General features: G+C 61.7%; 24 protein-coding genes. 5 read left to right on the forward strand and 19 right to left on the reverse strand.

The window, feature by feature from the left end; genetic code table 11:
• Positions 1 to 2 precede the first annotated feature (2 nt).
• The 7 genes from K3177_RS06640 to K3177_RS06670 all read right to left on the reverse strand — a co-directional run bounded on the left by K3177_RS06640 (position 3) and on the right by K3177_RS06670 (position 5,134).
• Positions 3 to 1,139 carry a glycosyltransferase family 2 protein gene (locus K3177_RS06640; protein WP_221597639.1) on the reverse strand — a complete coding sequence of 379 codons (1,137 nt, stop codon included), beginning with the start codon at positions 1,137 to 1,139 and terminating at the stop codon, positions 3 to 5.
• Positions 1,140 to 1,171: 32 nt separating this feature from the next.
• Positions 1,172 to 2,239 carry a 3-isopropylmalate dehydrogenase gene (gene leuB, locus K3177_RS06645; RefSeq protein ID WP_221597640.1) on the reverse strand — a complete coding sequence of 356 codons (1,068 nt, stop codon included), beginning with the start codon at positions 2,237 to 2,239 and terminating at the stop codon, positions 1,172 to 1,174.
• The gene (recO, locus tag K3177_RS06650) at positions 2,236 to 2,835 is read right to left on the reverse strand and encodes a DNA repair protein RecO (RefSeq protein WP_221597641.1); all 600 of its coding nucleotides are present in this window, start codon (positions 2,833 to 2,835) and stop codon (positions 2,236 to 2,238) included. The genes leuB and recO overlap by 4 nt, the downstream gene beginning before the upstream one ends.
• Before the next feature lie 26 nt (positions 2,836 to 2,861).
• On the reverse strand, positions 2,862 to 3,110 hold the full coding sequence (locus tag K3177_RS06655; RefSeq protein WP_221597642.1) for a hypothetical protein: 249 nt from the start codon (positions 3,108 to 3,110) through the stop codon (positions 2,862 to 2,864).
• A gap of 60 nt (positions 3,111 to 3,170) precedes the next feature.
• Complete coding sequence (locus K3177_RS06660; RefSeq protein ID WP_103023165.1) at positions 3,171 to 3,419, reverse strand: accessory factor UbiK family protein; 249 nt, start codon at positions 3,417 to 3,419, stop codon at positions 3,171 to 3,173.
• A 31-nt stretch (positions 3,420 to 3,450) separates the two neighbouring features.
• A complete protein-coding gene (locus tag K3177_RS06665; RefSeq protein ID WP_196846438.1) occupies positions 3,451 to 4,005 on the reverse strand; it encodes a TspO/MBR family protein in 555 nt (184 codons plus the stop codon).
• Positions 4,006 to 4,114: 109 nt separating this feature from the next.
• Positions 4,115 to 5,134, reverse strand: a complete 1,020-nt coding sequence (locus tag K3177_RS06670; RefSeq protein ID WP_221597643.1) for an NAD-dependent epimerase/dehydratase family protein — start codon at positions 5,132 to 5,134, stop codon at positions 4,115 to 4,117.
• Positions 5,135 to 5,201: 67 nt separating this feature from the next.
• On the opposite strand from K3177_RS06670, the gene K3177_RS06675 reads away from it, so the two are divergent.
• On the forward strand, positions 5,202 to 6,299 hold the full coding sequence (locus K3177_RS06675) for an NAD(P)/FAD-dependent oxidoreductase (protein WP_221597644.1): 1,098 nt from the start codon (positions 5,202 to 5,204) through the stop codon (positions 6,297 to 6,299).
• Here the strand turns inward: K3177_RS06675 and gorA are convergent.
• The 7 genes from gorA to pgi all read right to left on the reverse strand — a co-directional run bounded on the left by gorA (position 6,296) and on the right by pgi (position 13,671).
• Positions 6,296 to 7,648, reverse strand: a complete 1,353-nt coding sequence (gene gorA, locus K3177_RS06680; protein ID WP_196846441.1) for a glutathione-disulfide reductase — start codon at positions 7,646 to 7,648, stop codon at positions 6,296 to 6,298. The genes K3177_RS06675 and gorA overlap by 4 nt on opposite strands.
• Positions 7,649 to 7,730: 82 nt before the next feature.
• Positions 7,731 to 8,417, reverse strand: coding sequence for a CDP-alcohol phosphatidyltransferase family protein (locus tag K3177_RS06685; protein WP_221597645.1), 687 nt, complete (start codon positions 8,415 to 8,417; stop codon positions 7,731 to 7,733).
• A gap of 75 nt (positions 8,418 to 8,492) precedes the next feature.
• On the reverse strand, positions 8,493 to 9,857 hold the full coding sequence (locus K3177_RS06690) for a DEAD/DEAH box helicase (RefSeq protein WP_103023160.1): 1,365 nt from the start codon (positions 9,855 to 9,857) through the stop codon (positions 8,493 to 8,495).
• 231 nt (positions 9,858 to 10,088) lie between these two features.
• Positions 10,089 to 10,493, reverse strand: a complete 405-nt coding sequence (locus tag K3177_RS06695; protein WP_103023159.1) for a GtrA family protein — start codon at positions 10,491 to 10,493, stop codon at positions 10,089 to 10,091.
• A 16-nt stretch (positions 10,494 to 10,509) separates the two neighbouring features.
• Positions 10,510 to 11,193 (reverse strand): hypothetical protein, encoded by a 684-nt coding sequence (locus K3177_RS06700; RefSeq protein WP_103023158.1) that lies wholly within the window; start codon positions 11,191 to 11,193, stop codon positions 10,510 to 10,512.
• A 55-nt stretch (positions 11,194 to 11,248) separates the two neighbouring features.
• The gene (locus K3177_RS06705) at positions 11,249 to 12,121 is read right to left on the reverse strand and encodes an SGNH/GDSL hydrolase family protein (RefSeq protein ID WP_221597646.1); all 873 of its coding nucleotides are present in this window, start codon (positions 12,119 to 12,121) and stop codon (positions 11,249 to 11,251) included.
• Positions 12,118 to 13,671 (reverse strand): glucose-6-phosphate isomerase, encoded by a 1,554-nt coding sequence (gene pgi, locus K3177_RS06710; RefSeq protein ID WP_221597647.1) that lies wholly within the window; start codon positions 13,669 to 13,671, stop codon positions 12,118 to 12,120. The genes K3177_RS06705 and pgi overlap by 4 nt, the downstream gene beginning before the upstream one ends.
• A 69-nt stretch (positions 13,672 to 13,740) precedes the next feature.
• Here pgi and lepB point away from each other — a divergent pair, with 69 nt between their 5' ends.
• From lepB to era, 3 genes are read left to right on the forward strand one after another with little or no spacing between them, the layout of a single operon-like run.
• Positions 13,741 to 14,637, forward strand: coding sequence for a signal peptidase I (lepB, locus tag K3177_RS06715; protein ID WP_221597648.1), 897 nt, complete (start codon positions 13,741 to 13,743; stop codon positions 14,635 to 14,637).
• Positions 14,634 to 15,305 carry a ribonuclease III gene (rnc, locus tag K3177_RS06720; RefSeq protein WP_221597649.1) on the forward strand — a complete coding sequence of 224 codons (672 nt, stop codon included), beginning with the start codon at positions 14,634 to 14,636 and terminating at the stop codon, positions 15,303 to 15,305. Before lepB ends, rnc begins: the two co-directional genes overlap by 4 nt.
• Positions 15,302 to 16,204, forward strand: coding sequence for a GTPase Era (gene era, locus K3177_RS06725; RefSeq protein ID WP_221597650.1), 903 nt, complete (start codon positions 15,302 to 15,304; stop codon positions 16,202 to 16,204). The genes rnc and era overlap by 4 nt, the downstream gene beginning before the upstream one ends.
• Before the next feature lie 22 nt (positions 16,205 to 16,226).
• Here era and K3177_RS06730 read toward each other — a convergent pair whose 3' ends face one another.
• The 5 genes from K3177_RS06730 to plsY form a co-directional block, all read right to left on the reverse strand.
• On the reverse strand, positions 16,227 to 17,678 hold the full coding sequence (locus K3177_RS06730) for an MFS transporter (RefSeq protein ID WP_221597651.1): 1,452 nt from the start codon (positions 17,676 to 17,678) through the stop codon (positions 16,227 to 16,229).
• A 23-nt stretch (positions 17,679 to 17,701) separates the two neighbouring features.
• Positions 17,702 to 17,884, reverse strand: a complete 183-nt coding sequence (locus K3177_RS06735; protein ID WP_103023151.1) for a hypothetical protein — start codon at positions 17,882 to 17,884, stop codon at positions 17,702 to 17,704.
• Complete coding sequence (topA, locus tag K3177_RS06740) at positions 17,884 to 20,463, reverse strand: type I DNA topoisomerase (RefSeq protein WP_221597652.1); 2,580 nt, start codon at positions 20,461 to 20,463, stop codon at positions 17,884 to 17,886. The genes K3177_RS06735 and topA overlap by 1 nt, the downstream gene beginning before the upstream one ends.
• Before the next feature lie 120 nt (positions 20,464 to 20,583).
• The gene (dprA, locus tag K3177_RS06745; RefSeq protein WP_221597653.1) at positions 20,584 to 21,690 is read right to left on the reverse strand and encodes a DNA-processing protein DprA; all 1,107 of its coding nucleotides are present in this window, start codon (positions 21,688 to 21,690) and stop codon (positions 20,584 to 20,586) included.
• Positions 21,687 to 22,274 carry a glycerol-3-phosphate 1-O-acyltransferase PlsY gene (plsY, locus tag K3177_RS06750; RefSeq protein ID WP_221597654.1) on the reverse strand — a complete coding sequence of 196 codons (588 nt, stop codon included), beginning with the start codon at positions 22,272 to 22,274 and terminating at the stop codon, positions 21,687 to 21,689. The genes dprA and plsY overlap by 4 nt, the downstream gene beginning before the upstream one ends.
• A gap of 133 nt (positions 22,275 to 22,407) precedes the next feature.
• On the opposite strand from plsY, the gene murI reads away from it, so the two are divergent.
• Positions 22,408 to 23,202: a glutamate racemase gene (gene murI, locus K3177_RS06755; protein ID WP_221597655.1), complete on the forward strand. Its 795-nt coding sequence runs from the start codon at positions 22,408 to 22,410 to the stop codon at positions 23,200 to 23,202.
• Positions 23,203 to 23,339 lie beyond the last annotated feature (137 nt).

A 23,339-nucleotide genomic window follows, 5' to 3' on the forward strand; every position in this document is an offset into this window, starting at 1 on the left:
GGTCAGTACCGCCCCCAGACGAAGCGGCTGGACAGGGCATAATTCCAGACCGAACCGATGCCGATGCCGACCAGCGCGGCCACGACGGTCGGCAACCCGCGATCGTGCAGCGTCGTTGCCACGGCCACATTGGCGAAGGCGCCGATGGAACAGGCGGCGATGAAGCTGACCCAGCCCCAGAATACCTTGTTCGCTTCTTTCAGGCGCCGGTCGCGATAGGTGAGGAAGTTGTTGAGCCAGAAATTGAACGTCATCGCGCCGAAGGTCGCGACCGCCTGGCTCCAGCTGAAATTCGCGCCGCCCACCAGCATGAAGGCGTAGAGGATCGCCATGTGGACACCCACGCCGATGACCCCGACCGTGCCGAACAGCGCAAAGCGCGTCGGAATGACCCGGCCGAAGCTCTTGTCGTAAAGACCGGCCAGGAAATCGAGGGCGATCGCTCGGTCGAGCTTGCTTTCGCCGGAACGGCGGGCGGAGAAATTCATCGGGAAGTCCTTCACCTTGAGCGGTGTTTCGGAAGTGGCGAGCAGGTCGAGCAGGATCTTGAAACCGATCCCCGAAAGGCCGGGCACCAGCTCGCGCGCCGTGGCGCTGCGCAGCAGGAAAAATCCGCTCATCGGGTCGGACAAATCGACCCCGGTCAATTTGCGGGCAAGCGTGTTGGCAACGCTCGAAAGCTTTTCGCGGTCGGGCCGGTTCCATTCGGCCATGCTCGCGCCTTCGGCAAAGCGGCTGGCCACGGCGACATCGGCCTCGCCCGACTTCACGGCTGCCAGCATCTCGACCAGCAATTTGGGATCGTGCTGATGGTCGGCGTCCATCACCGTCACATAGGGCGCAGCGGTGGCGCAGAAACCTTCGATCGCGGCGCTCGACAGACCGCGGCGACCGATCCGCTGGATGACCCGCACGCGCGGATCGGACAGGGAAAGGCGGCGCGCCTCGTCACTGGTCCCGTCGGCAGAATTGTCGTCCACGATCAGGACTTCCCAGCCGGACCGGCCCAGCGCGCCTTCGATCCGCTCTACCAGCGGGGCAAGATTGTCCCGCTCGTTGAGAGTGGGGAGAATTATCGCCAGCTCGAGAGCGCTGGCTGCGGAGGTGGAGGCCATGGAAGGCTGCGTTTCCGGGTTCATGTCCATTGCTTCACCCGCTTATGCCGCAATCCTCAAGATATGGTTAGCAGCTTGCTAACAATGGCATCGCCAATTTCGCCGGTTGTGGCATTGCCGCCCAGATCTCCGCCGAATACTCCATCGGCAAGGATACCCTCCACCGCGCGCTCCACGCGTACCGCTTCTTCCTCCCGGCCAAGCGAATGGCGCAGCAGCATGGCAAGGCTCAGCACGGCAGCAACCGGATTGGCCTTGCCCTGCCCCGCAATATCGGGCGCGCTGCCGTGGATCGGCTCGTAAAGGCCGAACGTGCCATATCCGGTCTGGCGTTCGCCCAGGCTGGCGCTTGCCAGCAGTCCGATCGATCCGACACAGGCGCTGGCCTGATCGGAAAGAATATCGCCGAACAGATTGCCGGTGACGATCGTGTCGAACTGCCCGGGGGCCTTCACCATCTGCATGGCAGCATTGTCGACATACATGTGATCCAGCGTGACCTCGGAATAATCCTTGGCGACGTCGATCACCGTTTCGCGCCAGATGCGGCTGGTTTCGAGCACATTGGCCTTGTCCACGCTGGTCAGTTTCTTGCCCCGTCCCATCGCTGCGCGGAAGGCGGTGTGCGCGATGCGGCGCACTTCGGCTTCGTTATAGGACATGGCGTCCCACCCTTCGCGGCCGCCGGCGCTCGCCCGCTCGCCCTTGTCGCCGAAATACACGTCACCGTTCAGTTCGCGCACCACCAGCACGTCGATACTGCGCGCAATCTCGGGCTTGAGCGACGACAGGTGCTCCAGCCCCGGAAAACCGGCTGCCGGGCGCAGATTGGCAAATAGACCCAGCTCGCTGCGCAGACCCAGAATGGCTTGCTCCGGGCGCAGGTGGCGCGGCAGATCGTCGCACGAAAAATCGCCGACGGCTCCGAACATAACGGCATCGGCCGCCCGCGCCATCTCCAGCGTTTCGTCCGGCAGGGGCTGGCCGTGGCGGCGATAGGCGACGGCACCCACATCGCCTTCGAACAGGGTCAGCCCGGGAAGGGAAAGTTCGTCCAGCACGCGCAGCGCCTGTGCCGTTACTTCAGGCCCGATCCCGTCACCTGCAAATACCGCAATTTTCATTCTACCATCCGTGCCAGTCGCTGCCGCAAGAGTTGCCGTGCAGCTAGGACGTCGGTGCGGGTATCGGCAAGCAGGTAGCGTGCGATAAGGGGCTCCTGCCGGTCGAGAATTTCCAAGGCCTGCCCAAGGTCCGCTATCGCCGGACGTTCTCCGCCATAGCCGAGTTCGCGCAGCATCAGCGCTTCGTACACGGCCAGCGCCTCGACCCACTGCCGCGCCGCCTGCGCCGAACAGATCGCATCGAGCAATCCGCCCAGCGCATCGTATAGCGCGGGATAGGCATTGCGTTCGGGCAGCACGCTGGCCGTCAGCGCGGTGACCCAGGCGATGGCGGCGGCGGGCAGCGGCTCACTCAGCCATGGCCCACGGCTCGTTACCAGTTCCAGCCGGGCGAACGGCAACTGGCTGTCCGACTTGGCACGAATATCGGCCTGCACCAGATTGCCCGGGATAACGACGGGGCGCAATTGCCGCCCCCGTCCTCCTGCGACATAGGCGGCAACCAGGCCGCTCTCTTCGGTCAGCATCCGTGCGATCACCGCCGTTTCCCCATGCGGGCGGGCTGCGACCAGAATGGCGGGTGCGGTGAGGTGCATGGCCCCCGCCTTAAGCTAACGGATGCTCAAGTCGAGCCTTGCTGGCGCAGCGCTTCCTTCGATGCAGCCACGGCCAGTCCTTTGCTGCGCCCCATGCTCCAGTTGGCCTGCATGCGAATTTCCGGATTGGGAGCGCACCAGATCTCGCCCGTATCGTCGATGGCGGTGACCCAGATCAGATTATGCTCCTGGCCGTAATCGATCACGGCCAGAGCGTAGCCGTCACCTTTCCCTAGAACGTGCAGGGGTATCGGGGGATTGAGCTGGGTAAACATGTGCAGCCCCTTTCAGGAACTGCAACACCCTGAATTGGCAGCGGGTTCCCGCGGCCCTCGTCAGCTTCCGATACGGGCTTCGAGCGCGGTTACGCGGGCCTTCAGATCCTCGGCTTCTTCGCGTGCCTTGCTGGCCATGGTCTTGACCGCGTCGAATTCCTCGCGGCTGACGAAGTCCATGCCGCCGAAGGTTTCCTTGGCGCGTTCGCGCGCAGCGTCGCGCGCTTCGCGGCCCATGCCGGCAAGGGTTCCGGCCGCCGAATTGGCGAGTTTGACGAAATCGGCGATCATCGGGTTCTGGCTTTGCATGGCTGCTATCTAGGCGCAGACCCCGCGCGTATCAATTGCCGATGCGCACGCGTTCGACCGCGCCATTGGCATCGCCGCCATCGGCTTCGGGATTGAGCTGGAGGAACTGATAGTTCAGCACGCTCGCGAACAGGACCCAGGCGAGGTACGGCAGCAGCAGGGCCCCCGCCAGCTTGCGCACGCGCCAGAACAGCGCGATCACCGCCAGCAGGGTCAGCACGATCAGCGCCAGGACGATCAGCCCGCCGGTGATCTGCTGCGCGCCGAAAAAGACGTAGCTCCACGACAGGTTGAGCAGGAAATGGATGGCGAAAACCCACAGCGCGGTGCTGCGTCCCCGGGCACCCCAGGCCGATGCGACTACCGCCACGGCGAGCCCGATCATGATGTAGAGAATAGTCCACACGATGCCGAACCACTTGGGTTCGGGGAAAATGCCGGGCTTCTCCAGAGCAGCGAACCATGCCGTGTCCGGGCTGCCCAAACGGCCCGCCAGAAATCCAAGCAACACGCAAAGTGGCACGGTGAAGAGCGCCCACCGAATGAAACTTGCGCGCAGCTGCCCGCGCGACGCCAGCATGTTCATCCATTTACCCCGTCAACGATTCGTTTCATGCGCTTTCTGGCGAGACACCGCGCAGGTGGCAATGCAGCATGGCAATTCCGTCCCATGCCGGTGCGGGCCGATCACGGGGTCAAACCTTGACTATTCCCTTGGCGACCAGGCTGCGGATGGTGGCTTCCAGCGTTTCTTCCGCCGGTATGAAACGCATGCCCAGCACGTCCTCGGTATGCTTGCCGGATACATCGCGCACATTGCCCAGTTCGCTCTTGATCTGCTTCATTTCGTCCAGAAACAGCGCCAGCACGCGCACCAGCCAGTTCGGCATCGGGCGGCTTGGTACCTTGCCCGCATGCTCGGGCACGCGCTGGCGGATGATGTCGGCCATCTCGCTTATCCAGAGGAACTTCTCGCTCGTCGGAAAGCGCTCGCCGCGGACCTTTTCCGCAGGCGCCGCGATTGCGCGGACATGCGCTTCCGCCACATCGCGCACGTCGGTCACGCAGATACCCATGTTTGGGATCAGCGGGATCGACCCGTCGATCAGCTTCTTCACGATTTCCACGCTGGTCGACATGTCATCGTCGTGGACCGGGCCGAAAACGGCGACCGGATTGATCGAGCAGAAAATCAGGTCCGGCGCATGGATGGCCACCCAGTCGCGCGCCGCGCGTTCAGCCACCGTCTTGCTCTCGATATAGGGCGGGACCCCTGCGGTAAGATCCGTCCAGTCGAGATGGGTGAAATGATCCTTGTCCGGCTGCCCATAGGCGATCGCCGCTGCACTGCTGGTCTGCACGAACCTTTCGGCACCTGCCGAAGTGGCGAATTCGAGTGCGCGGAGCGTGCCCTCGCGAGCGGGAATGATCAGCTCGTCCTTGTTCTTCGGTACACGCAGGGGAAACGGCGAGGCGACATGGGCAACCGCGCTGCAACCCGCATTCGCCTCCGCCCAGCCCTCATCGCTCAGCAGGTCGGCCTGAAACACTTTCAGGCGCTCGCCAGCGCCAGTCCACCGGCTGCGCAATTTCGGTTCGCTCTTCGCCTTGTTCCTGACCGTCGTGTGGACGGTGTAGTCCCTCGCCAGCAACCGATCGATCACTTCTCCGCCGATATAGCCTGTGCCGCCCGTCACAAGTACCGTAGCTGTCATCTGCGTCCCCCGTCGTTATGCACGCAAGAAGGCTAGGCGGATTGGTTTCGAGGAGCAACGAGGCACCATGCTGCAGATCGATTATCTCGTCATCGGCGCCGGGATTGCCGGCCTGTCGGTTGCATCCCGGCTGGCAAGGCACGGCAGAACCGTCGTGTGCGAAGCGGAAGCGGCTCCGGGCGTCCATGCTTCTGGACGTAGCGCCGCCTTCGCCCATTTCGACATGGACAGCGCCCTGGTCCGGGCCCTGACGGCGGCCAGCATCCCCTTGCTCGAAGAACCGAACGCTCGGCGCCATTCGGCACTGTTCGTCGCTCTCGAACAGCAGGATCATACGCTTGATCGACTTGCATATCACTATAGTGAATGGTCCTCGCACGCGCGGCGCCTCTCCGTATCCGAGGCGCGCGAACTGGTCCCGGTTCTGCGCGAAGACCGCATCTGCGGCGCTCTGCTCGACGAAAACGGCCGCAAACTCGATGCACACTCCATGCTCGAAACGCACCGTAAAGCCTTGATTCACGACGGGGGTTCGATCGCATGCGACGCTCCGGTCACCGCCATGCGGCACAATGGCACACGCTGGATCGTCGATACGCCGGGCACAAGCTACGCTGCAAAAACGGTCGTCAACGCCGCCGGGGCCTGGGTCGACGAGATTGCCGGACTAGCGCAGGTCAAACCCATCAGCATCCGCCCGCTACGCCGTACGGTCATCACGTTCGACGTCCCGATAGATGTCTCCGCATGGCCCTTCACCAAGACGGTCGGCCCGGGCTTCTATATCGAACCCGAAGGCGCCGGACGCCTCCTAGCCTGCCCCATGGACGAAGGGACAAGCGCCCCCTGCGATGCCCAGCCCGAGGATGAAGACGTCGCCCGCGCCGCCTGGGCAGTCGAGCAGGCGACCACCCTTGCGATCCCGCGCTTGGCGAGCAAATGGGCCGGTCTGCGCAGCTTTACGCCCGACCGTTTGCCCATAGCCAGCTTCGACAGCCACGCACCGGATTTCTTCTGGCTCGCCGGCCAGGGCGGCTTCGGATTGCAGACTTCCCCCGCCATGGCCCTGGCTGCAGAGGCACTGGTCACCGGCAGCGCATGGCCCGGCGAATTGCGCGCCGTGAACGTCAGGCCCGAAGACCTGTCGCTCATGCGGCTGCACTAGCGCATCAGGACCAGTTCTTCCGCCATCGTCGGATGGATCGCGGTCGTGGCATCGAAATCCGCCTTGGTCAGACCGGCCTTCACCGCAATCGCAGCCGCCTGCATCATTTCCGGGGCTTCGGGTGCGATCATGTGAATTCCCACGATCTTGCCGCTGTCGCCGTCGCAGATCATCTTCATCAGGCTACGCTCGTTACGTCCAGCGAGGACGTTCTTCATCGGTCGGAAGTCGGACAGATAGACTTTCACGCTGCCGAGTTTGTTCTTCGCCTCGCCTTCGGTCATGCCGACTGCGGCGATAGGCGGATGGCTGAAAACCGCGCTCGGGATGCAGCCGTGGTCCACGGCAACCGGGTCCCCCTTCCCGAAAACGCTGTCGGCAAAAGCCTGGCCTTCGCGAATGGCGACAGGTGTCAGTTGCACGCGATCCGTCACGTCGCCCACCGCGTAGATGTGATCCACATTGGTCTTGCTGAACCGGTCGACTTTGACCTCGCCCTTGTCGCCAAGCTCCACGCCGGCAGTTTCAAGACCGAGCCCTTCGGTATTCGGAATGCGGCCGACTGCAAACATGACGAGATCGGCCTTCTCCTCGTCGCAATCGGACATCTTCACGAAATACCCGCCGTCGTCGCACGGCTTGATATATTCGAAAGTGGTGTTGAAGCGGAACTTGATGCCCTTCATCGTCGAAATCTGCAGAAGCCGGTCGCGAACCGCTTCGTCATAGCTACGCAGCAGCTTGTCGCCGCGATTGACGATGTGAACATCGCAGCCGAACTCGTTAAAGATACCGGCAAATTCATTCGCGATGTACCCGCCGCCTGCAATGATGATCTTCTTCGGCAGTTCGTCGAGATGGAACGCCTCGTTCGAACTGATCGCGTGTTCCGCACCCTGGCACTCCGGCATCCGCGGGCGGGCACCCGTAGCGATGAGGATGTGCTTGGCGGTGACCTTGGTCCCGCTGGCCAGCGTGATTTCGTGAGGTCCGGTTATCTCGGCACGCTCGTGATAGATGGAGACGTCGTTATTCTCCAGCGTCTCGGTATAGGCGCCTTCGAGGCGGTCGACGTCGTTCAAGACGTTGTCGCGCAAGGTTACCCAGTCGAACTTGGCATTTTCGGTAGACCAGCCGAAATTGCGCGCGTCTTTCAGATCTTCGGCGAAATGTGCGCCGTAGATCAGCATTTTCTTGGGAACACAGCCGCGGATGACGCAGGTGCCGCCGACCCGATGTTCTTCAGCGATTGCGACCTTCGCTCCGTGGGCAGCCGCGACCCGGCTGGCGCGTACGCCCCCAGACCCCGCGCCGATTGTGAAAAGATCGAAATCGTACTTGTCGGACATGCGGGGCTCCTCGTTGCGCAGGCCCGCGATATCGCGACGCATCGGGCGTTTGCCAAGGTCGGACAAGGGAAAGTATTTTCAGCTAGTTGAGCGGAGGCTCTTCAACCGCCAGCCGCCGCGCGACCTGAATTGTCTGCGTCACGAACAGCGTCACCAGCAGAATGCCTATCCCGCCCACAAAAATATCGAACGGATTGAGCTGCCACAGAACGGGAGCTTCGCGCCCGGCGATGTACATTGCCAGGGTCAGGGCAATCAGGATCAGCCGCATCTCCGTAGGTCCGGCATTGAGGTAGGAAAGGCGCAGTTCGCCGAGCACGCGAACCGACAGAAAAGCATGGATCGACATGAGCAGATACCCTGCCAGCGCCACCAAGGATACTTCGAGCAATACGAACGGACTGAGGCCGATCCCGACCACCAGCAGCGTGGTCGCAAAACCATCGCAGCTATGGTCGAGAAAATAGCCGTAACGCGGGCGTTCGATCTTGCGAAAGCGCGCGAGGCTGCCATCGAGGGAGTCCCCCAGCCAGTGAACGACATATCCGCCGATCGAGAGCCACAGCCAGTTAGGATCCAGATTGCTGCCGAGATAGCCCGTGAAGACCAGCAGCGCGCCAAACATCCCGAATGCCGTCAACATATCGGGAGATACGCGCCGCGGCATTCTGGCGCAGAGCCAGTTCAGCGCACGCCGCTCCACCCGGGCAACCAGGTTTTCCTGAATGCGATCGATCGGAGTGATCTTCGGCTTGAAAGCAGGTTCCATGCGGTTGCGCTCGATAATGACAAGGCGGATGAGATCATGTGGACAGGGGCATGCCCCTGTTCACATGCTGATGGGCTAGCCAGGCTGGCGAGCGCCTGAACGACGGCGGCGATTGCCGCTTCTGCTCTTGCCTCCAGCCGGCGCACCTTCCCGCTTCGGTGCACCAGCGCGGTTGGGATGCTTGACCTTCGGCTTGCGCTTCTTGGCCGCATCGCCCGTGGGGCGAACTTTCGGCCTCGCCAGGCGGGGCTTCTGTTCGCGCTTCGTGGGTCCGACGCCTTCGACCACTGCACGGAAATTGTCCGGAAGCGGAAGGCGCTCGAATTCGGCGTCGGTCTTCTTGCGGATATCCTTCAGATAATCGCGCTCGTCTTCGGCACAAAAGGCAATGGCGATGCCGTCCTTGCCCGCACGCGCCGTCCGGCCAATGCGGTGGACATATTGTTCCGGCACATTGGGCAATTCGTAATTTAGGACGTGGCTGACGCCTGGAATATCGATCCCGCGAGCCGCAACGTCTGTCGCGACGAGAATAGGGGTCTTGGCGCGCTTGAACTCATCGAGCGCGCGTTCGCGCTGCGGCTGGCTCTTGTTGCCGTGGATAGCGTTGGCCGGGATGCCGACCTGCGACAGCTTCTTCACGATCCGGTCGCAACCATGCTTGGTGCGGGCAAAGATCAGCACGCGCTCGAACTTGCCGGGTACCGAATGGCGTTCGGACAGGATCATTTCGAGCAGCGTCTGCTTCTCGTCCTGCTGAACCATGAAGAGATACTGGTCGATGCGTTCTGCGGTCGTGCTTTCCGGCGTGACCGAGACCTTGACCGGGTTGCGGCAATATTTGCCGACCAGTTCCTGGATCTGCTTCGGCATGGTTGCCGAAAAGAACAGCGTCTGGCGATCTTCCGGCACGAGCTGGCTGATCCGGCGCAGCGCATGAATGAAGCCCAGATCGAGCATCTGGTCGGCTTCATCGAGGACAAGCACTTCGACCTTGTCGAGCGTGAAGGCCTTCTGATCGATCAGGTCGAGCAGTCGACCGGGCGTCGCCACGAGAATATCGGTGCCGCGATGCAGCTTGTTACGGTCCTTGTTGACCGATGTACCGCCGACGATGCTCTGCACCTTGAGGCCGGCAAGTGCGCCGTAATCCTTGGCGCTTTGGGCAATCTGCCCAGCCAGTTCGCGCGTCGGCGCGAGCACCAGCATACGACAGGATTTGAACGGCGTCTGCCGGTCGGCATCGCGCAGGCGGTCGATGCTGGGCAGCATGAAGGCGGCCGTCTTGCCGGTCCCCGTCTGCGCGATGCCCATGAGGTCGCGCCCTTCGAGGACGGCCGGGATCGCCTGTGCCTGAATTGGAGTGGGTTCGTTGTAACCCTTCAGGTCGAGGGCCTGAAGAACGGGCTGCGACAGCCCGAGATCTGAAAACTGAGTCATGTTTACTCGCATTCGATATGCGGCGCGCAGCCGAAATCGGCGCGCGGTCGCGGGGTTGAATAACCACCCGCGTGAAAAGGGAAGTCTGGAAATATGGACCGAGGCGCGGCCGGGGCGATGAACTTTTAGGCATCGCCGCTTCACGCTGGCTAGCGCGCTTCGATGCAGTCATCTGGATGCTGCAGTGCAAAAAGTCAATTCAATTCGCGCGGATGAGCATTTGTAATGGCGTCAGACCTGACGGAAATTGATCGAAGCGTTGAGGCCGAAAACCGCCAAGCCAGCGAAAACCGACACGATTACGCGCGCCACCAGATAATTCATCGGGGTGAGTTCTGTCAGCACCCAGAACAGTCCGACCGTCACTGCCAGACCGATCATGGCATTCATGAGGAATATCGCATAGCCGGTAGAAAGCTTGCGATCCGATCCGGCGAAAATCCACGTTCGGCCGAAAATATAGTGGATGCTATTGGCAACGAGGAAGCTCAGCCCGGTCGCCAGTACTGCATTCATTCCCGCCTTTTCGACCAGAACCCAGAGTACCGCTAGACCGAGCAGGAAGACGCCCGTGCTGACCACGGTGTTACGCAACAGCATGCGACCGGCAGGGCGCGTGAAGAAACGAGCGAACATGCGGGCTTGTAAACTCTCAGGCGGTGGCCAGCGAGCGTGGTGTCGGGCGCGGATTACTTTCCCCCGCGTCTCGCCATTCCGTCAGTCGGGGAGCACGGAACCACAGGAACAGGAGCGGCAATTTTATGAAAAGCAATTCGGAATGGATCAGGCGATCGATCCCGCGTTCCCACGCATTGGGCATGCGCCGCGCATTTTCGGCAAGCCATTTGTCGTAGGGCAGGAAATGGTCGGGTTCATCCACATGGACGATCTCGAATATGCGGTGCAGAGCCTTGTCCTGTTTCACCATCGGATGATCGAGCAGGATTTCGACCTGTTTGAGGCCGCGCTTTTCCGTCAGTGAAACGACCCGGCAAAGCCGTTCGAACAGATCGTCGCTGGCGATAATGGCCTGGGTGTCGAGGCTGTCGATGGTGCAGCCGAAAGTAATTTCGATGAACCGATCGATATGGCCAAACATCCGGTCCAGGGCGATGGGCATTGTCCCCCGCAGTTCGAACCACCGCTTGAACATGGTATAATGTTTACGTTCGTCGGCACGGTGTTTCTCGACCGCCGCGATAAGCTCTGTAGCCTCAGGATGCTTTGCCCGAACTGCTTCGAGAACCCGGTCGAGTGCGGTATATCCGCGATGCTCGTTATAAATGTATATCGATCCTAACAGATCGAGATAGCGCCGTGCGAACCATGCCTTCATTCCAGACGTCTAACACGTCCGGAGATAGCCGTCATCTTAATCCCGCAGCGCTGTTTCAGCGGGCAGCTTCAAGTTCCACCTGTTCCATCGCGAGGGACTGAAGGCCCGCAGCCACCTTCGGTTCGATGCCCAGTTCGTGGGCTGCGTGTTCGTTCGCACCGAACTCGCGCACGTCGAAACCAGTAATGGTTGCGAAGACGACGAGAGCTTCGAGGTACGAGCCTTCGGCGCTCGCGTGGTAGTGATCGTAGCTCCATAGATCGACCTTCCCGTAGTCGCGCCCATCATATGGGTTGTCGTCGGCAATGCCTGCGGCAATTGCACGGTTCCACGCCTCGCCTACCGGGATGACACCGTCGATCTGTTCAGCCTGGTTGTCGATCCGATCCATGGCGCCACGCAGATCGATGGCCATCTGCCCTACGGTTTGTCCGTACCAGTGACCTTCCGGCTTGTAGGTCTGGTCCGCCCTGCTCCATGTCGACATGAGATAGACGCGCGCTTTCGGATTGGCGGTTTCGAACATTTTCGCAAGCGCGCTGGCGTCCCTGCCGGTATCGGTCGCATCCCCCGGATCCTCGGGGTTGAGGACGGAATATTCCTGCATCACCACCATGTCCCAAGCGTGATCGATCAGTTTGCGCCTCTCGCGCAAATGAAAGCCCAGCGTAGTTCCGCCCTGCAGTTCGTGGCTGACTTCCCAATCGAGATCCGCTTGCTCGGCGAATTTGGCGAATAGCGCCGGAATGCCGCCGACGCCCTCTCCGTTGAGATCGTTCACGCTGTCGGGACGATATCTCAGCACGGCAGAGTTGGCACCCTGGGTGAAGCTGTTGCCGATGAAAAGGATTCGGTGCTCTTCCTGCGCAGCTAAAGGCGTGGAAACAAGGGCGACGGCAGTCAGCAGGAAGCGAACGACCCCGATCATTGCGAAAGGCCCGCTGCCTGCAAAAGCGCTTCGGTGCTGGCATCGAAGCGTTCGCCACCCTGTTCGATCGCCTTTGCCATCTGTTTGCCCAGTTCCACTCCGAACTGGTCGAAGGGATTGATTCCCAACAGGACGGCATTGGCGAATGTGCGGTGTTCGTGAAACGCGATGAGTGCACCGAGCGTAGCAGCGTCGAGGTCATCGCACAGGATCGTCGCGCTTGGACGGTCACCGGGATAATTGCGCGCAGGATCATCGCCCTTCTTGCCTGCCATCAATGCCGCGCCTTGAGCGAAGCAGTTCATCAGCAGGATACGGTGATGTGCAGGATCGAGATCGTCCCCCGGCGCAATGCTGGCGATGAAGTCGACCGGCACCAGATGCGTGCCCTGATGGAGCAACTGGAATACCGCGTGCTGCGCATCCGTGCCTACCCCTCCCCAGGTGATCGGTGCAGTCGGGCCGTCGACCGGCTGCATGTCTACAGTGACGCGCTTGCCATTCGATTCCATTTCGAGCTGCTGGAGATAGTCGGGAAACAGGCCCAGCCGTTCGTCATAGGCGAATACGGCGCGGGTCTGGCAGCCGCGAACCCGGGCATAGTAAAGATCGGCAAAGGCCGCCCGCATCACCAGATTATCGGCAATATCGGTATCCCGGAAATGCGCGTCCACAGCCTTTGCGCCGGCAAGAAAGGCGCGAAAATCGTCCATCCCCACAGCCATCGCGATCGGAAATCCGATGCTCGACCAGATCGAATATCGCCCGCCGACGCTTTCCTGGAAGGGAAGGATCCGTGTTTCGTCCACGCCCCATTCTACGGCGCCTTCCGGATTGGCCGTCAGCGCAATGACGCGTCCCCCGGGGTCCGACACCCCGTTGTCACTCAGCCATTTGAGCGCGCTTTCGGCGTTGGTCATCGTTTCGATGGTCGTGAACGTCTTGCTGGCGACAGCAATCAGGGTCTTGGCCGGATCGCATTTGGCGAAAGCTTCTTCGAGCGCGACGCCATCGATGTTGGATACGACGTGCACATCGCAATAGGACAGATCGCGAGAGAGCGCGTCGACCCCGAGCGCGGGGCCCAAGGCACTTCCGCCAATGCCGATGTGAATGAGATGCTCGATTTCACCGAGTGCGCCCTGGTGGATCGCTTCGACCAGCATGCCCATGCGGTCGATCAGCGCCATCGCTTCTTCGACCTTGGCCTCGTCGCCCGTTCCCCGCAAAGTGCCATGATCGGCAGCGCGGCCTTCCGTCGGATTGACGATCTCCCCCGCGAAAAGCTTCTTGCGCATTCCGGTGAAGTCCATCGTTTCTGCCAGATCCTGGAATGCGGAGATCACGGCACTGTCGAGATGGGTCTTCGACCAGTCGAACAATATTCCGCCTTCGTCGAGTTCGATCCGGCCAGAAAGATTCGCGACGCGCTCGTCATTGCCCGGTTCGCTACCGCCCTCACCCCCGTCGCGTTGCGTGCTGAACAATTCGCCAAGTGTAGGGCGAGGCAGATTGTCGAGGCGGGCCCAGAGCTCGGCGGCGGTCGTCATGGCGGGCAAAAATCCTTTAATGGCTGCGCTCCTGCGACTAGGGACTTCGGCGATGATTGAGAACCCCGCATGACAGACCCGACGCTGGATACGAATGCATCCTTGGATGCCTCCACCAAGCCGCAACAAAAGGAATCGCTCGGCAGTTTCCTGTGGTTTGTCGCCAAGCTGGTGATCGCAGTGCTGATCTTCCGCAGCTTCATATTCTCGCCCTTCACCATTCCCTCCGAATCGATGCTGCCCGGATTGCGCAACGGGGATTATCTGGTGGCCGCCAAATGGCCGTACGGATATTCCCGCTATTCTCTTCCGGCTGACCTGCCGCTTTTCGAAGGCAGGATTTTCGCGAAACTGCCCGAACGCGGCGATGTCGCCATTTTCAAACACCCGGTGTCCGGCGTCGATTACGTCAAGCGCGTGATCGGCCTGCCGGGAGACACGGTGGTGGTCCGGGACGGTGTCGTAATCCTCAACGGGGAAGCTTTGCCCAAAGAAGAAGCGGGTTATGCCGATATCCCGATGAGCGAAAACACCGGTTGCCGCAGTGATGGCGGCGTAGTCGTCGATGGCACGTTCTGTCGTTACCGCCAGTTTCGCGAGACGTTGCCTTCGGGCAAAAGCTATCTTACCATCGACTTCGGCGATGTCGGCCCACGTTTCTTGACGGACGGCACAGGTGCTCTGTCTATGGATGGCAATGGCGAGCCTATCCGGATCGATCCCGATAATACCGAACCCGTAATCGTGCCCGAAGGCCACCTGTTCATGATGGGCGACAATCGGGACAATTCCCTCGACAGCCGCTTTCCTGCCGTTCCCGATGGGGGCGTCGGATTTGTCGATGCCAATCTGCTGGTCGGTCGGGCGAGCCGGGTACTTTGGTCCACGGACGGAAGCGCCGAATGGCTGCTACCGTGGACATGGTTTACGGCTGCCCGCTGGAATCGCATCGGGAGCGACATATGAACGCGCTCAAGCCCGAAACCCGCAGCTGGCTTGCAGAGACTGGCTTCACCGTGAAGGACGAGGCCCTGTGGTTTGCCGCGCTGACCCATGGCAGCATGGGCGAGAAGCAGGATTACGAACGGCTGGAATTCCTTGGCGACCGCGTTCTTGGCCTGTCGATTGCGGACTGGCTCTATGCCCAGAGCGACGCGCCCGAAGGCAAGCTTGCCCAGCGGCTCAACGCTATCGTCAGCCGCGAAATGTGCGCCACCATCGCGCGCGGCATTGGGCTTGCCCCGCATATCCGGATTTCCAAACAGGCCAGCAGCGACGGCGGCCGTGACAGCGACAATATCCTGGGCGATGTGATGGAAGCGCTTCTCGGCGCCGAATTCATCGACAACGGCTTCGTCCAGGCACGCGGCATGGTTCACCTACTCTGGCGCCCGGCGCTCGAAAGCGGGGCTGGCAAAGCCAAACATCCCAAGAGCGCGCTGCAGGAGTGGGCAGCGGGCAATCAGCGGCGGCCGCCGGAATATGAACTGGTAGACCGATCGGGGCCCGATCATGCCGCCAAATTCACCGTGCGCGTCAAGGTTCACAGGGTGGGTGAAGCGGTAGCCACCGCAGGAAGCAAACAGGAAGCCGAAAAGCAGGCGGCAAGAGAATTCATGGAGAAGTTCGGGTGAGCGACAAACAAACCAGATGCGGTGTGGTCGCCGTCCTAGGCGCGCCCAACGCGGGCAAGAGCACGCTGGTCAACCAGTTGGTGGGCCAGAAGGTCGCAATTACGAGCGCAAAGGCTCAGACCACGCGCGCGCGCATGATGGGCATCGCGCTGGACGGCGATACGCAGATGATCCTCGTCGATACGCCCGGTATCTTCGCGCCCAAGCGCCGGCTCGACCGCGCGATGGTCAGTGCGGCCTGGGAAGGCGCCGAGGCAGCCGACGCCGTGCTGCTGCTGGTCGATCCGATCAAGCAGCGCCGCCACGAACTGGAGCCGCTGATCGAACAGATCGCCTCGCGGCCCGAACGCAAGATCCTCGTCCTCAACAAGGTCGACGCGGCAAAGAAGGAACCTCTTCTGGCGCTGGCCCAGGAACTGGGCGGCAAGGTCGATTTTGCCGACATCTATTTCGTTTCGGCGCTGACCGGCGACGGGGTGCCGGAAATGAAGGCCGCACTTGCCGCGATGATGCCCGAAGGTCCGTGGATGTATCCCGAAGACCAGGTGTCGGACGCCAGCGAACGCCTGCTCGCCACCGAGATCACCCGCGAACAGCTCTACCAGCAGTTGCACGAGGAACTGCCCTACGATTCCGCCGTGCGCCCGGAAAAGTACATTCAACGCAAGGATGGCAGCGTCGAGATCCACCAGCAGATCGTGGTCATGCGCGACAACCAGCGTGCCATCGTGCTCGGCAAGGGCGGCAGCCGGATCAAGGCCATCGGCGAGGCGGCGCGCAAAGAACTCACCGAACTGCTGGGCCAGAAGGTCCACCTGTTCCTGCACGTCAAGACCGACGAACGCTGGAGCGAAGACAAGGAAATGTTCGAGGAAATGGGCCTCGAATGGAAGAGCTAGTGCGCGAGTTTAGCTGAGACCATCAGCGAACGATATCGGCGTGCTGGGGCGTGCGTCTCAGTGTAGCCCCCGTCGCCTTGTAGCGGTACGCGCTACAGGCCATCGCAAGGACGCAGAACGCCAACGCGATGCTAAAGGGCGCGGCCCCCAGCCCCAACCCGATCGCCAGCACCAGACCGACGACCGCCGCTCCGGTCGATTGGCCGAACAGACGTGCTGTCGACAGCATTCCACCCGCGGCCGCTGCGCGGTCCTTGGGCGCGCTGCCGATCATCAGCCGTGAATTGGGCGCGAGGAAAAGGCCAAAGCCCAAAGCGCAAAGCGAAAGGCGCCAGGCGATACCCGCCGCCCCCAGATGGTCGGGCATGAAGGTGAGGCAGAGCAATCCCGTGATAGCGATCCCCATACCGACCACGCCCATGACCGAAGGCGAGATGCGGTCCGACAGCCAGCCCGCCGCAGGCGCGACCACCAGCATGGTCAGGGGGAAGGGTGCGATCAGCAGACCGACCTCGTCCGGCGCATAGCCCATGCCCTGTTCGAACCGGAAAGGCAGCGCCACGATCAGCATGGCGGAGGCCACGAAGGCGCATACCGCCGCCAACACGGACAGACCGATCACGGGCCGCCGCATGAGGTCCACGGGCAGAATGGGGCGTTCCTTGCCGTTTTCCCGGCGGGTCAGCAGAAAGGCTGAGATTACCCCTGCCACGATCGCGGCAAGACCGGGGACGATCGTATCGTGTGTCGCGAGCGTCAGTCCGCCGATCAGCAAGAGCGCGGTCAAGGCGCTCCACAGGCCGCTTATCGTATCGACGCGGCCAGAGCGCGGTTCAGGTTCGGGCAGAAACCGCCCGATCGCCAGCGAGATCAGTGCCAGAGGCGCGGCGGCTACGAAAACCCACCGCCAGTCGAGATGTTCGACGATGAAGCCCCCCAAAGTAGGTGCCACGGCATAGGCAGTCGCAACGATCACGCTGTTGATCCCCAACCCGCTGCCCAGGCTCTTGGCCGGATAGATGGTCCTCAACATGGCCGCCGACACGGACAACGCGATCCCCGCGCCGAAGCTCTGCAGTACCCGCACCGCAATCAGATGCCAGAAGCTGTCGATCAGCAACGCAGCCGTGGATGCGAGGAAGAAGATGACCTGGCCGATTTGATACAAACGCCGGTGCCCGATCCGATCACCAATCGTGGCGAAGGGCAATAGCACCATCACCATCACGAGTTGATACACTGTGACGACGCTCGTTACCGCGCCATTGCTTACCGAAAGGTCGCGCGCGATTGTCGGCAGGGCGACATTGGCGATGGCGCCGTCCACGACGAACAGGGCCGTTCCGAAACTGATTGCGCAGATCGCCCAGATGCGGCGCGGCATCGGCAAACCATCCATCTCAAGCGGGCCGGGCGCAGTATTGTCCTGATCGATCCGGTCATGGCCTGGCCCGGTCGTTTGCTTCGACGCCATCGTGGGCGGCCTTTCCCTTTATCTTACCGCTTCTTCGCGATGTCGATCTTGTTCTTCTTGGCGAAGTCTTTGGTCGATTCCTCGCTGCGATTGAGCGCCTTGGCGATTTCCTTCAGCCCCTTCCCCTTGGCGGCAAGGGTGCGCAACTGACCTGCCTCCTCGCCGTTCCATGGCTGCTTGTGGCGTTCGAAACGTTCCTTGGCCATCAGTCAGCCTTCACTTTCTTGGCCGCCGGTTTCTTTTTCGCAGCAGCTTTCTTGGGTGCAGCCTTCTTCTTGGCCGGGGCCTTCTTTTTCGGAGCGGCCTTTTTCTTTTTCGCCGGCCCCTTGGCGACCCGCGCGTCGATCAGCTCGATCGCCTGTGCATCGGTCAGGTCTTCGGGTTTCATGTCCTTCGGGATGGTCGCGTTCGTCGTGCCATCGGTCACATAGGGGCCATAGCGTCCCGGCATGACCTTCATTTCGCCGCCGCTGGTCGGATGTTCGCTCAGCGTCTTGATAGGTTCGGCCTTGCCGCGACCGCCGCCTTTCCGATCGGCCGCCTGGGCGAGGATATCGACCGCGCGGTTCATGCCGACATCGAAGACTTCCTGCGTCGACGACAGCTTGCCATACTTGCCATCATGGCGAAGATACGGGCCGTAACGTCCTATCGCGGCTTCGATTTCCTTGCCGGTTTCGGGATGCGCTCCGACGATGCGCGGCAGGCTCAACAGCTTGAGCGCCCATTCGAGATCGAAATCGTCGAGGTCCTTGGGGATGCTCGCGCGTTTCGCTTCCTTGCCCTCGCCCAGCTGGACATAGGGGCCGAAGCGGCCGCTCTTGCGCTCCACCGGCAGGCCGGTTTCGGGGTCTTCGCCCATCACGCCGTCGTCAGCACCGTCATCGCCATCCGCGCCGCCGGGCTTGGCGAACTGGCGCGTGTACTTGCATTCCGGATAGTTGGCACAGGCGACGAATGCGCCGTAGCGACCGCCGCGCAGCGCCAGCCGTCCGCCTTCGCGGCCTTCGCTTTCGCACATCGGGCAATGGCGTGGATCCTTGCCGTCGGCGCGTTCGGGGAAAAGATAATCGGCGAGGAAACCGTCGAGCACTTCGGTCACTTCCGAAGGCTTCTTGTCCATCACCTCTTCGGTCTTGGGCTTGAAATCGCGCCAGAAGGCTTCGAGCAGTTTTTTCCAGTCTTCCTTGCCGTCGGAAACGACGTCGAGCTCGTCTTCCAAGCCCGCGGTGTAATCGAAGGCCACATATTGCTCGAAAAACCGCTCAAGAAACGCCGTCAGCAGCCGGCCCGATTCCTCTGCGAAGAAACGGTTTTTTTCCATCCGCACATAGTTGCGATCGCGCAGCGTCTGGATCGTGCTGGCGTAAGTCGACGGGCGACCGATGCCAAGTTCCTCCAGCCGCTTGACCAGGCTGGCTTCGGAAAAGCGCGGCGGTGGCTGCGTGAAGTGCTGGTTCGCCTCGACCCCGCGTTTCAGCGGCGCATCGCCCTTGGATATAGTCGGAAGCAGGCCGTCCTCATCATCGTCCGCATCGTCGCGGCCTTCCTGGTAGACCGCAAGGAAGCCGGGATATTTCACAACCTGTCCGGTGGCGCGCAATTCGTGCTGGCCGGTGGGGTCGCGCATTGTCACGGTCGTGCGTTCCAGACTGGCGGCGGCCATCTGGCTGGCCGTCGCACGCTTGAAAATAAGATCGTACAGCTTGCCCTCGTCACCCGACCCGGCGCGGTCGCGGTCGAAATCGGTCGGGCGGATGGCTTCGTGCGCTTCCTGGGCGTTCTTCGCCTTGGTCTTGTACATGCGCGGGCTGTCGGGCAGCGCGTGTCCGCCAAAGCGGTCGGCAATCGCCTTGCGGCAAGCGGAAATGGCGCTGCCATCCATGCTGACCCCGTCGGTACGCATGTAGGTGATCGCCCCGGCTTCATAGAGCGACTGGGCGAGGCGCATGGTGTGGCTGGCGGAAAAACCGAGCTTGCGCGCGGCTTCCTGCTGCAGGGTAGACGTGGTGAATGGGGGGGCCGGGTTGCGCTTGAACGGCTTGGTCTCGACCTCTTCGACCGTAAAGTTCGCCCCTTCGACCGCCTGCTTGGCGGCCATGGCGCTGCCTTCATTGCCCAGCGTCAGCTTTTCGAGCTTCTTGCCATCGAACTTGACCAGGCGCGCGGCGAATTCCGTGCCGTCGTGCTGCAGCTTGGCGATGACGGACCAGTATTCGTCGGCCCGGAACTGTTCGATTTCGATCTCGCGATCGACGATCAGCCGCAGGGCGACTGATTGCACGCGGCCCGCGCTTTTTGCACCCGGCAGGCGGCGCCACAGGACGGGCGAAAGCGTGAAGCCGTACAGATAGTCGAGCGCGCGGCGCGCTAGGTAGGCGTCGATCAGATCCTGATCGAGTTCGCGCGGCGCCTTCATGGCGTCGGTCACCGCCTGCTTGGTAATGGCGTTGAAGGTGACGCGTTCGACATCCTTGGGCAGCGCCTTGCGCTTCTGCAGCAGCTCGCGCACGTGCCATGAGATCGCCTCGCCCTCGCGGTCAGGGTCGGTGGCGAGGATCAGGCGATCGGCCTTCTTGGCGTTATCGGCGATTTCCTTGAAGCGGCTCTGCTTGTCCCGGTAAAGTTCCCAGTCCATCTCGAAGCCTTCGTCCGGACGCACGCTGCCGTCCTTGGGCGGCAGGTCGCGGACGTGACCGTAGGAAGCGAGAACCTTGAAGTCCTTGCCGAGGTATTTCTCGATGGTTTTCGCCTTGGCGGGCGATTCGACGATGACCAGTTGCATGGTGAAGAAGGCAGTCCTTACGTGTGCATGTGCGTATACGCGCGAAAATGGGGACCGCTCCCAAGAGCCGTCAAGCAGGATTGTAGTGAAGCCTGATCGTTCGGAGCTAACTACCTGACGTCATTTGAGCGAGACCCGCCCTGCGGCATGGCGCTCCAGTCTGCCGGCGATCTCCAGTTCCAGTAGCGCCAACTGCACTGCTGCTGCAGATGTTTCAGATTGCCTGATAAGTTCATCGACCCCGATCGGAGCCGTCGTCAGCAGTTGCTCGATATCCGCGGGATGAGTGTCGGCGAGGTCATCATGCGTGTAATGGAACGCCTGCGCCGGCTCGCGAAAAGTCGAGCGCGGCTCGCCCTCGAAAGTCCTGAGCAGTTCCGTTACATCTTCCGGAGATTGCACCAGGACTGCGCCTTCGCGGATCAGATGGTTGCAACCGTGGCTGCGGGCTTCCAGCGGGCTGCCGGGTATTGCCATGACCTCGCGCCCGGCCTCTCCCGCCAATCGAGCTGTAATGAGGCTACCCGATTTTACCGCCGCTTCCACCACGAGCGTCCCGCTCGCCAGCCCGGCAATGATGCGGTTGCGGCTGGGGAAGTGGCTTCCACGCGGTTCGGTGCCCGGAGGTTGTTCTGCAAGCAACAGACCTTCGGTAGCGATCCGATCCTGCAACTCCGCATGCTGTGGGGGATAGGCAATGTCGATGCCGCTGGCGATTACGCCAATTGTGTGAGGAAAAGCACCCTCATGCGCAGCGCCGTCGATGCCGCGGGCAAGACCCGAAACGACTGTGAGGCCCGCTTCCGCCAGCCCTTTTGCAAATTCGCGTGCCAGCTTGACCGCCGCCGCACTGGCGTTGCGGGCACCGACAATGGCCACGCATGGTCTGGCGGCAAGAGATAGGTCCCCCCGCCATGTCAGGATCGGCGGCGCGCCTTCGATTTCACGGAGCAATGCGGGATAGCCGGGCTGATCGTGGAAAAGGTATTTGGCGCCCGCTTTGCGCACGCTTTCCACCTCGCGTTCGACCTTTTCAGCCGGTATCGCGCGGTACTGTCTCCCGCCACGTTTTCCCAGATCGGGCAGCGCTTCCAATGCCTGCGTCGCGGCGCCGAAACGCTGCAGCAGCATGGCATAGCTGACCGGGCCAATATTGGGAGAACGCAGCAAGCGTATTCGGGCGAACGCTTCCTCCTGCGATAGCGCCGGATGCGCGGGTGCGTTCATTCCTTGCTGCCGCCGACCTTCGGTTCATCTCCCTTCGTCAGGCGCGTGATATTGGCGCGGTGAAGGTAGATGATTACCACCGCGATTGCGGCGAGAACCGGAAAGAACTGCGGGTATCCGAACAAAGGTGCGGCGGCGGCGGCGGCGACCACCGCAGCCATACCGGCAAGCGAAGATACCCTGAAAATTGCCAGCACGCTGAGCCATACGAAAGCATAGGCGAGCCCTATCGGCCAGGCGAGGCCGAATGAAACGCCGGCGTTGGTGGCGACGCCCTTGCCGCCTTTGAACCCTAGCCAGACCGGGAAACAGTGTCCCAGCACCGCAGCACCCGCAGCGAATGCCATTGCGATTTCGCCCCAGAGCTGCCCCGCGATGACGACCGGAGCGAGCCCCTTGGCTAGATCGAGGACGAGCGTGGCTACCGCCAATCCCTTGTTGCCCGTTCTCAGTACGTTGGTCGCGCCAATATTGCCGGAGCCGATACTGCGCACGTCCCCCATGCCGGCGGCTTTGGTGAGCAAAAGGCCGAACGGAATGGATCCGATCAGGTAGCCGAGCAGCGCTGCGTATAATGCTTCCACGGGAAACTCCGCTTATGGACGAACCGGGAACGGTCGCGCCCTTTCTCTATGAACTCGCTCTAAAAGTAAGTACGGGCCTTGGGCAATGCCCGACTGACGTCACCTTCACACCCGCATCGTAAGAAAATCCGCTTTGGACGCATCATCCCCCATCCTGTTGTTCGATTCCGGTGTCGGCGGGCTCACCGTGCTGGCAGAATTGCGCGCACTGCTGCCGCAAGCGCCGATCATCTATGCAGCCGACATGGCTGGGCTGCCCTACGGCGCGAAAAGCGAAGCGGAAATCGCCGCCCGCGTGGCGGGGCTGCTGGGCCGCATGGCTGAACGCTACCAGCCGCGCCTGATCTGTATCGCCTGCAACACGGCCAGCACGATCGCGCTCGGCATGGTTCGCGACGTGCTGGAAACTCCGATCGTGGGCACCGTTCCCGCGATCAAGCCAGCTGCCGCCATGACACAGACGGGCGTGTTCGGCCTACTCGGTACCGAGGCGACGATACGCCAGAAATATGTCGACGATCTCGAACGCGAATTCGCCGGCGGCAAGAAATTGCTGCGTTACGGCGCCAACGACCTCGTCACCCTGGCGGAAGCCAAACTGCGCGGAGAGAAGGTGGACGTCGACGCCGTGGCGGAGGCTGCCCGTGGGCTGGTCCTGCAGGCTCGCGGCAACGAAATCGATACGGTGGTGCTGGCCTGCACCCACTTCCCCCTGCTCGAGCAGGAGCTCGGCGAAGCATTTGGACCGGGCGTCCGATTCGTACATGGCGCGCACGGCATCGCGCGGCGGGTCGCTCAACTAGTCGAAGGGCAACCGATGACGCGCACCGTTCCGGACCGGGCCGTTACAACCGGCTCTCTCGAAAACTTCGAGAAGGTACGCGGTCCCCTGTCGCAAATGGGCCTCGATCGCCTCGAAGTTCTTTAGCCAGCCGGGTTTCGGCCAGCAGAGCTTGTTTCGACAGGTGAGAATCGTTCGCAAAGATCGCAGTGGCGATTTGCAACGCATTCGATTAGGGCGAGCCGCATAGTCAGCCGCGGAAGGGCGGCGCAGATACGAGCGAC

This window comes from Qipengyuania pacifica, assembly GCF_019711555.1.
Lineage (GTDB): Bacteria > Pseudomonadota > Alphaproteobacteria > Sphingomonadales > Sphingomonadaceae > Qipengyuania > Qipengyuania pacifica.

Excerpts from the sequence above, each read along its gene's own strand:
- K3177_RS06640 (WP_221597639.1), bottom strand. The coding sequence starts at position 1,139 with ATGAACCCGGAAACGCAGCCTTCCATGGCCTCCACCTCCGCAGCCAGC.
- leuB (WP_221597640.1), bottom strand. The coding sequence starts at position 2,239 with ATGAAAATTGCGGTATTTGCAGGTGACGGGATCGGGCCTGAAGTAACG.
- recO (WP_221597641.1), bottom strand. The coding sequence starts at position 2,835 with ATGCACCTCACCGCACCCGCCATTCTGGTCGCAGCCCGCCCGCATGGG.
- K3177_RS06655 (WP_221597642.1), bottom strand. The coding sequence starts at position 3,110 with ATGTTTACCCAGCTCAATCCCCCGATACCCCTGCACGTTCTAGGGAAA.
- K3177_RS06660 (WP_103023165.1), bottom strand. The coding sequence starts at position 3,419 with ATGCAAAGCCAGAACCCGATGATCGCCGATTTCGTCAAACTCGCCAAT.
- K3177_RS06665 (WP_196846438.1), bottom strand. The coding sequence starts at position 4,005 with ATGAACATGCTGGCGTCGCGCGGGCAGCTGCGCGCAAGTTTCATTCGG.
- K3177_RS06670 (WP_221597643.1), bottom strand. The coding sequence starts at position 5,134 with ATGACAGCTACGGTACTTGTGACGGGCGGCACAGGCTATATCGGCGGA.
- K3177_RS06675 (WP_221597644.1), top strand. The coding sequence starts at position 5,202 with ATGCTGCAGATCGATTATCTCGTCATCGGCGCCGGGATTGCCGGCCTG.
- gorA (WP_196846441.1), bottom strand. The coding sequence starts at position 7,648 with ATGTCCGACAAGTACGATTTCGATCTTTTCACAATCGGCGCGGGGTCT.
- K3177_RS06685 (WP_221597645.1), bottom strand. The coding sequence starts at position 8,417 with ATGGAACCTGCTTTCAAGCCGAAGATCACTCCGATCGATCGCATTCAG.
- K3177_RS06690 (WP_103023160.1), bottom strand. The coding sequence starts at position 9,857 with ATGACTCAGTTTTCAGATCTCGGGCTGTCGCAGCCCGTTCTTCAGGCC.
- K3177_RS06695 (WP_103023159.1), bottom strand. The coding sequence starts at position 10,493 with ATGTTCGCTCGTTTCTTCACGCGCCCTGCCGGTCGCATGCTGTTGCGT.
- K3177_RS06700 (WP_103023158.1), bottom strand. The coding sequence starts at position 11,193 with ATGAAGGCATGGTTCGCACGGCGCTATCTCGATCTGTTAGGATCGATA.
- K3177_RS06705 (WP_221597646.1), bottom strand. The coding sequence starts at position 12,121 with ATGATCGGGGTCGTTCGCTTCCTGCTGACTGCCGTCGCCCTTGTTTCC.
- pgi (WP_221597647.1), bottom strand. The coding sequence starts at position 13,671 with ATGACGACCGCCGCCGAGCTCTGGGCCCGCCTCGACAATCTGCCTCGC.
- lepB (WP_221597648.1), top strand. The coding sequence starts at position 13,741 with ATGACAGACCCGACGCTGGATACGAATGCATCCTTGGATGCCTCCACC.
- rnc (WP_221597649.1), top strand. The coding sequence starts at position 14,634 with ATGAACGCGCTCAAGCCCGAAACCCGCAGCTGGCTTGCAGAGACTGGC.
- K3177_RS06730 (WP_221597651.1), bottom strand. The coding sequence starts at position 17,678 with ATGGCGTCGAAGCAAACGACCGGGCCAGGCCATGACCGGATCGATCAG.
- K3177_RS06735 (WP_103023151.1), bottom strand. The coding sequence starts at position 17,884 with ATGGCCAAGGAACGTTTCGAACGCCACAAGCAGCCATGGAACGGCGAG.
- topA (WP_221597652.1), bottom strand. The coding sequence starts at position 20,463 with ATGCAACTGGTCATCGTCGAATCGCCCGCCAAGGCGAAAACCATCGAG.
- dprA (WP_221597653.1), bottom strand. The coding sequence starts at position 21,690 with ATGAACGCACCCGCGCATCCGGCGCTATCGCAGGAGGAAGCGTTCGCC.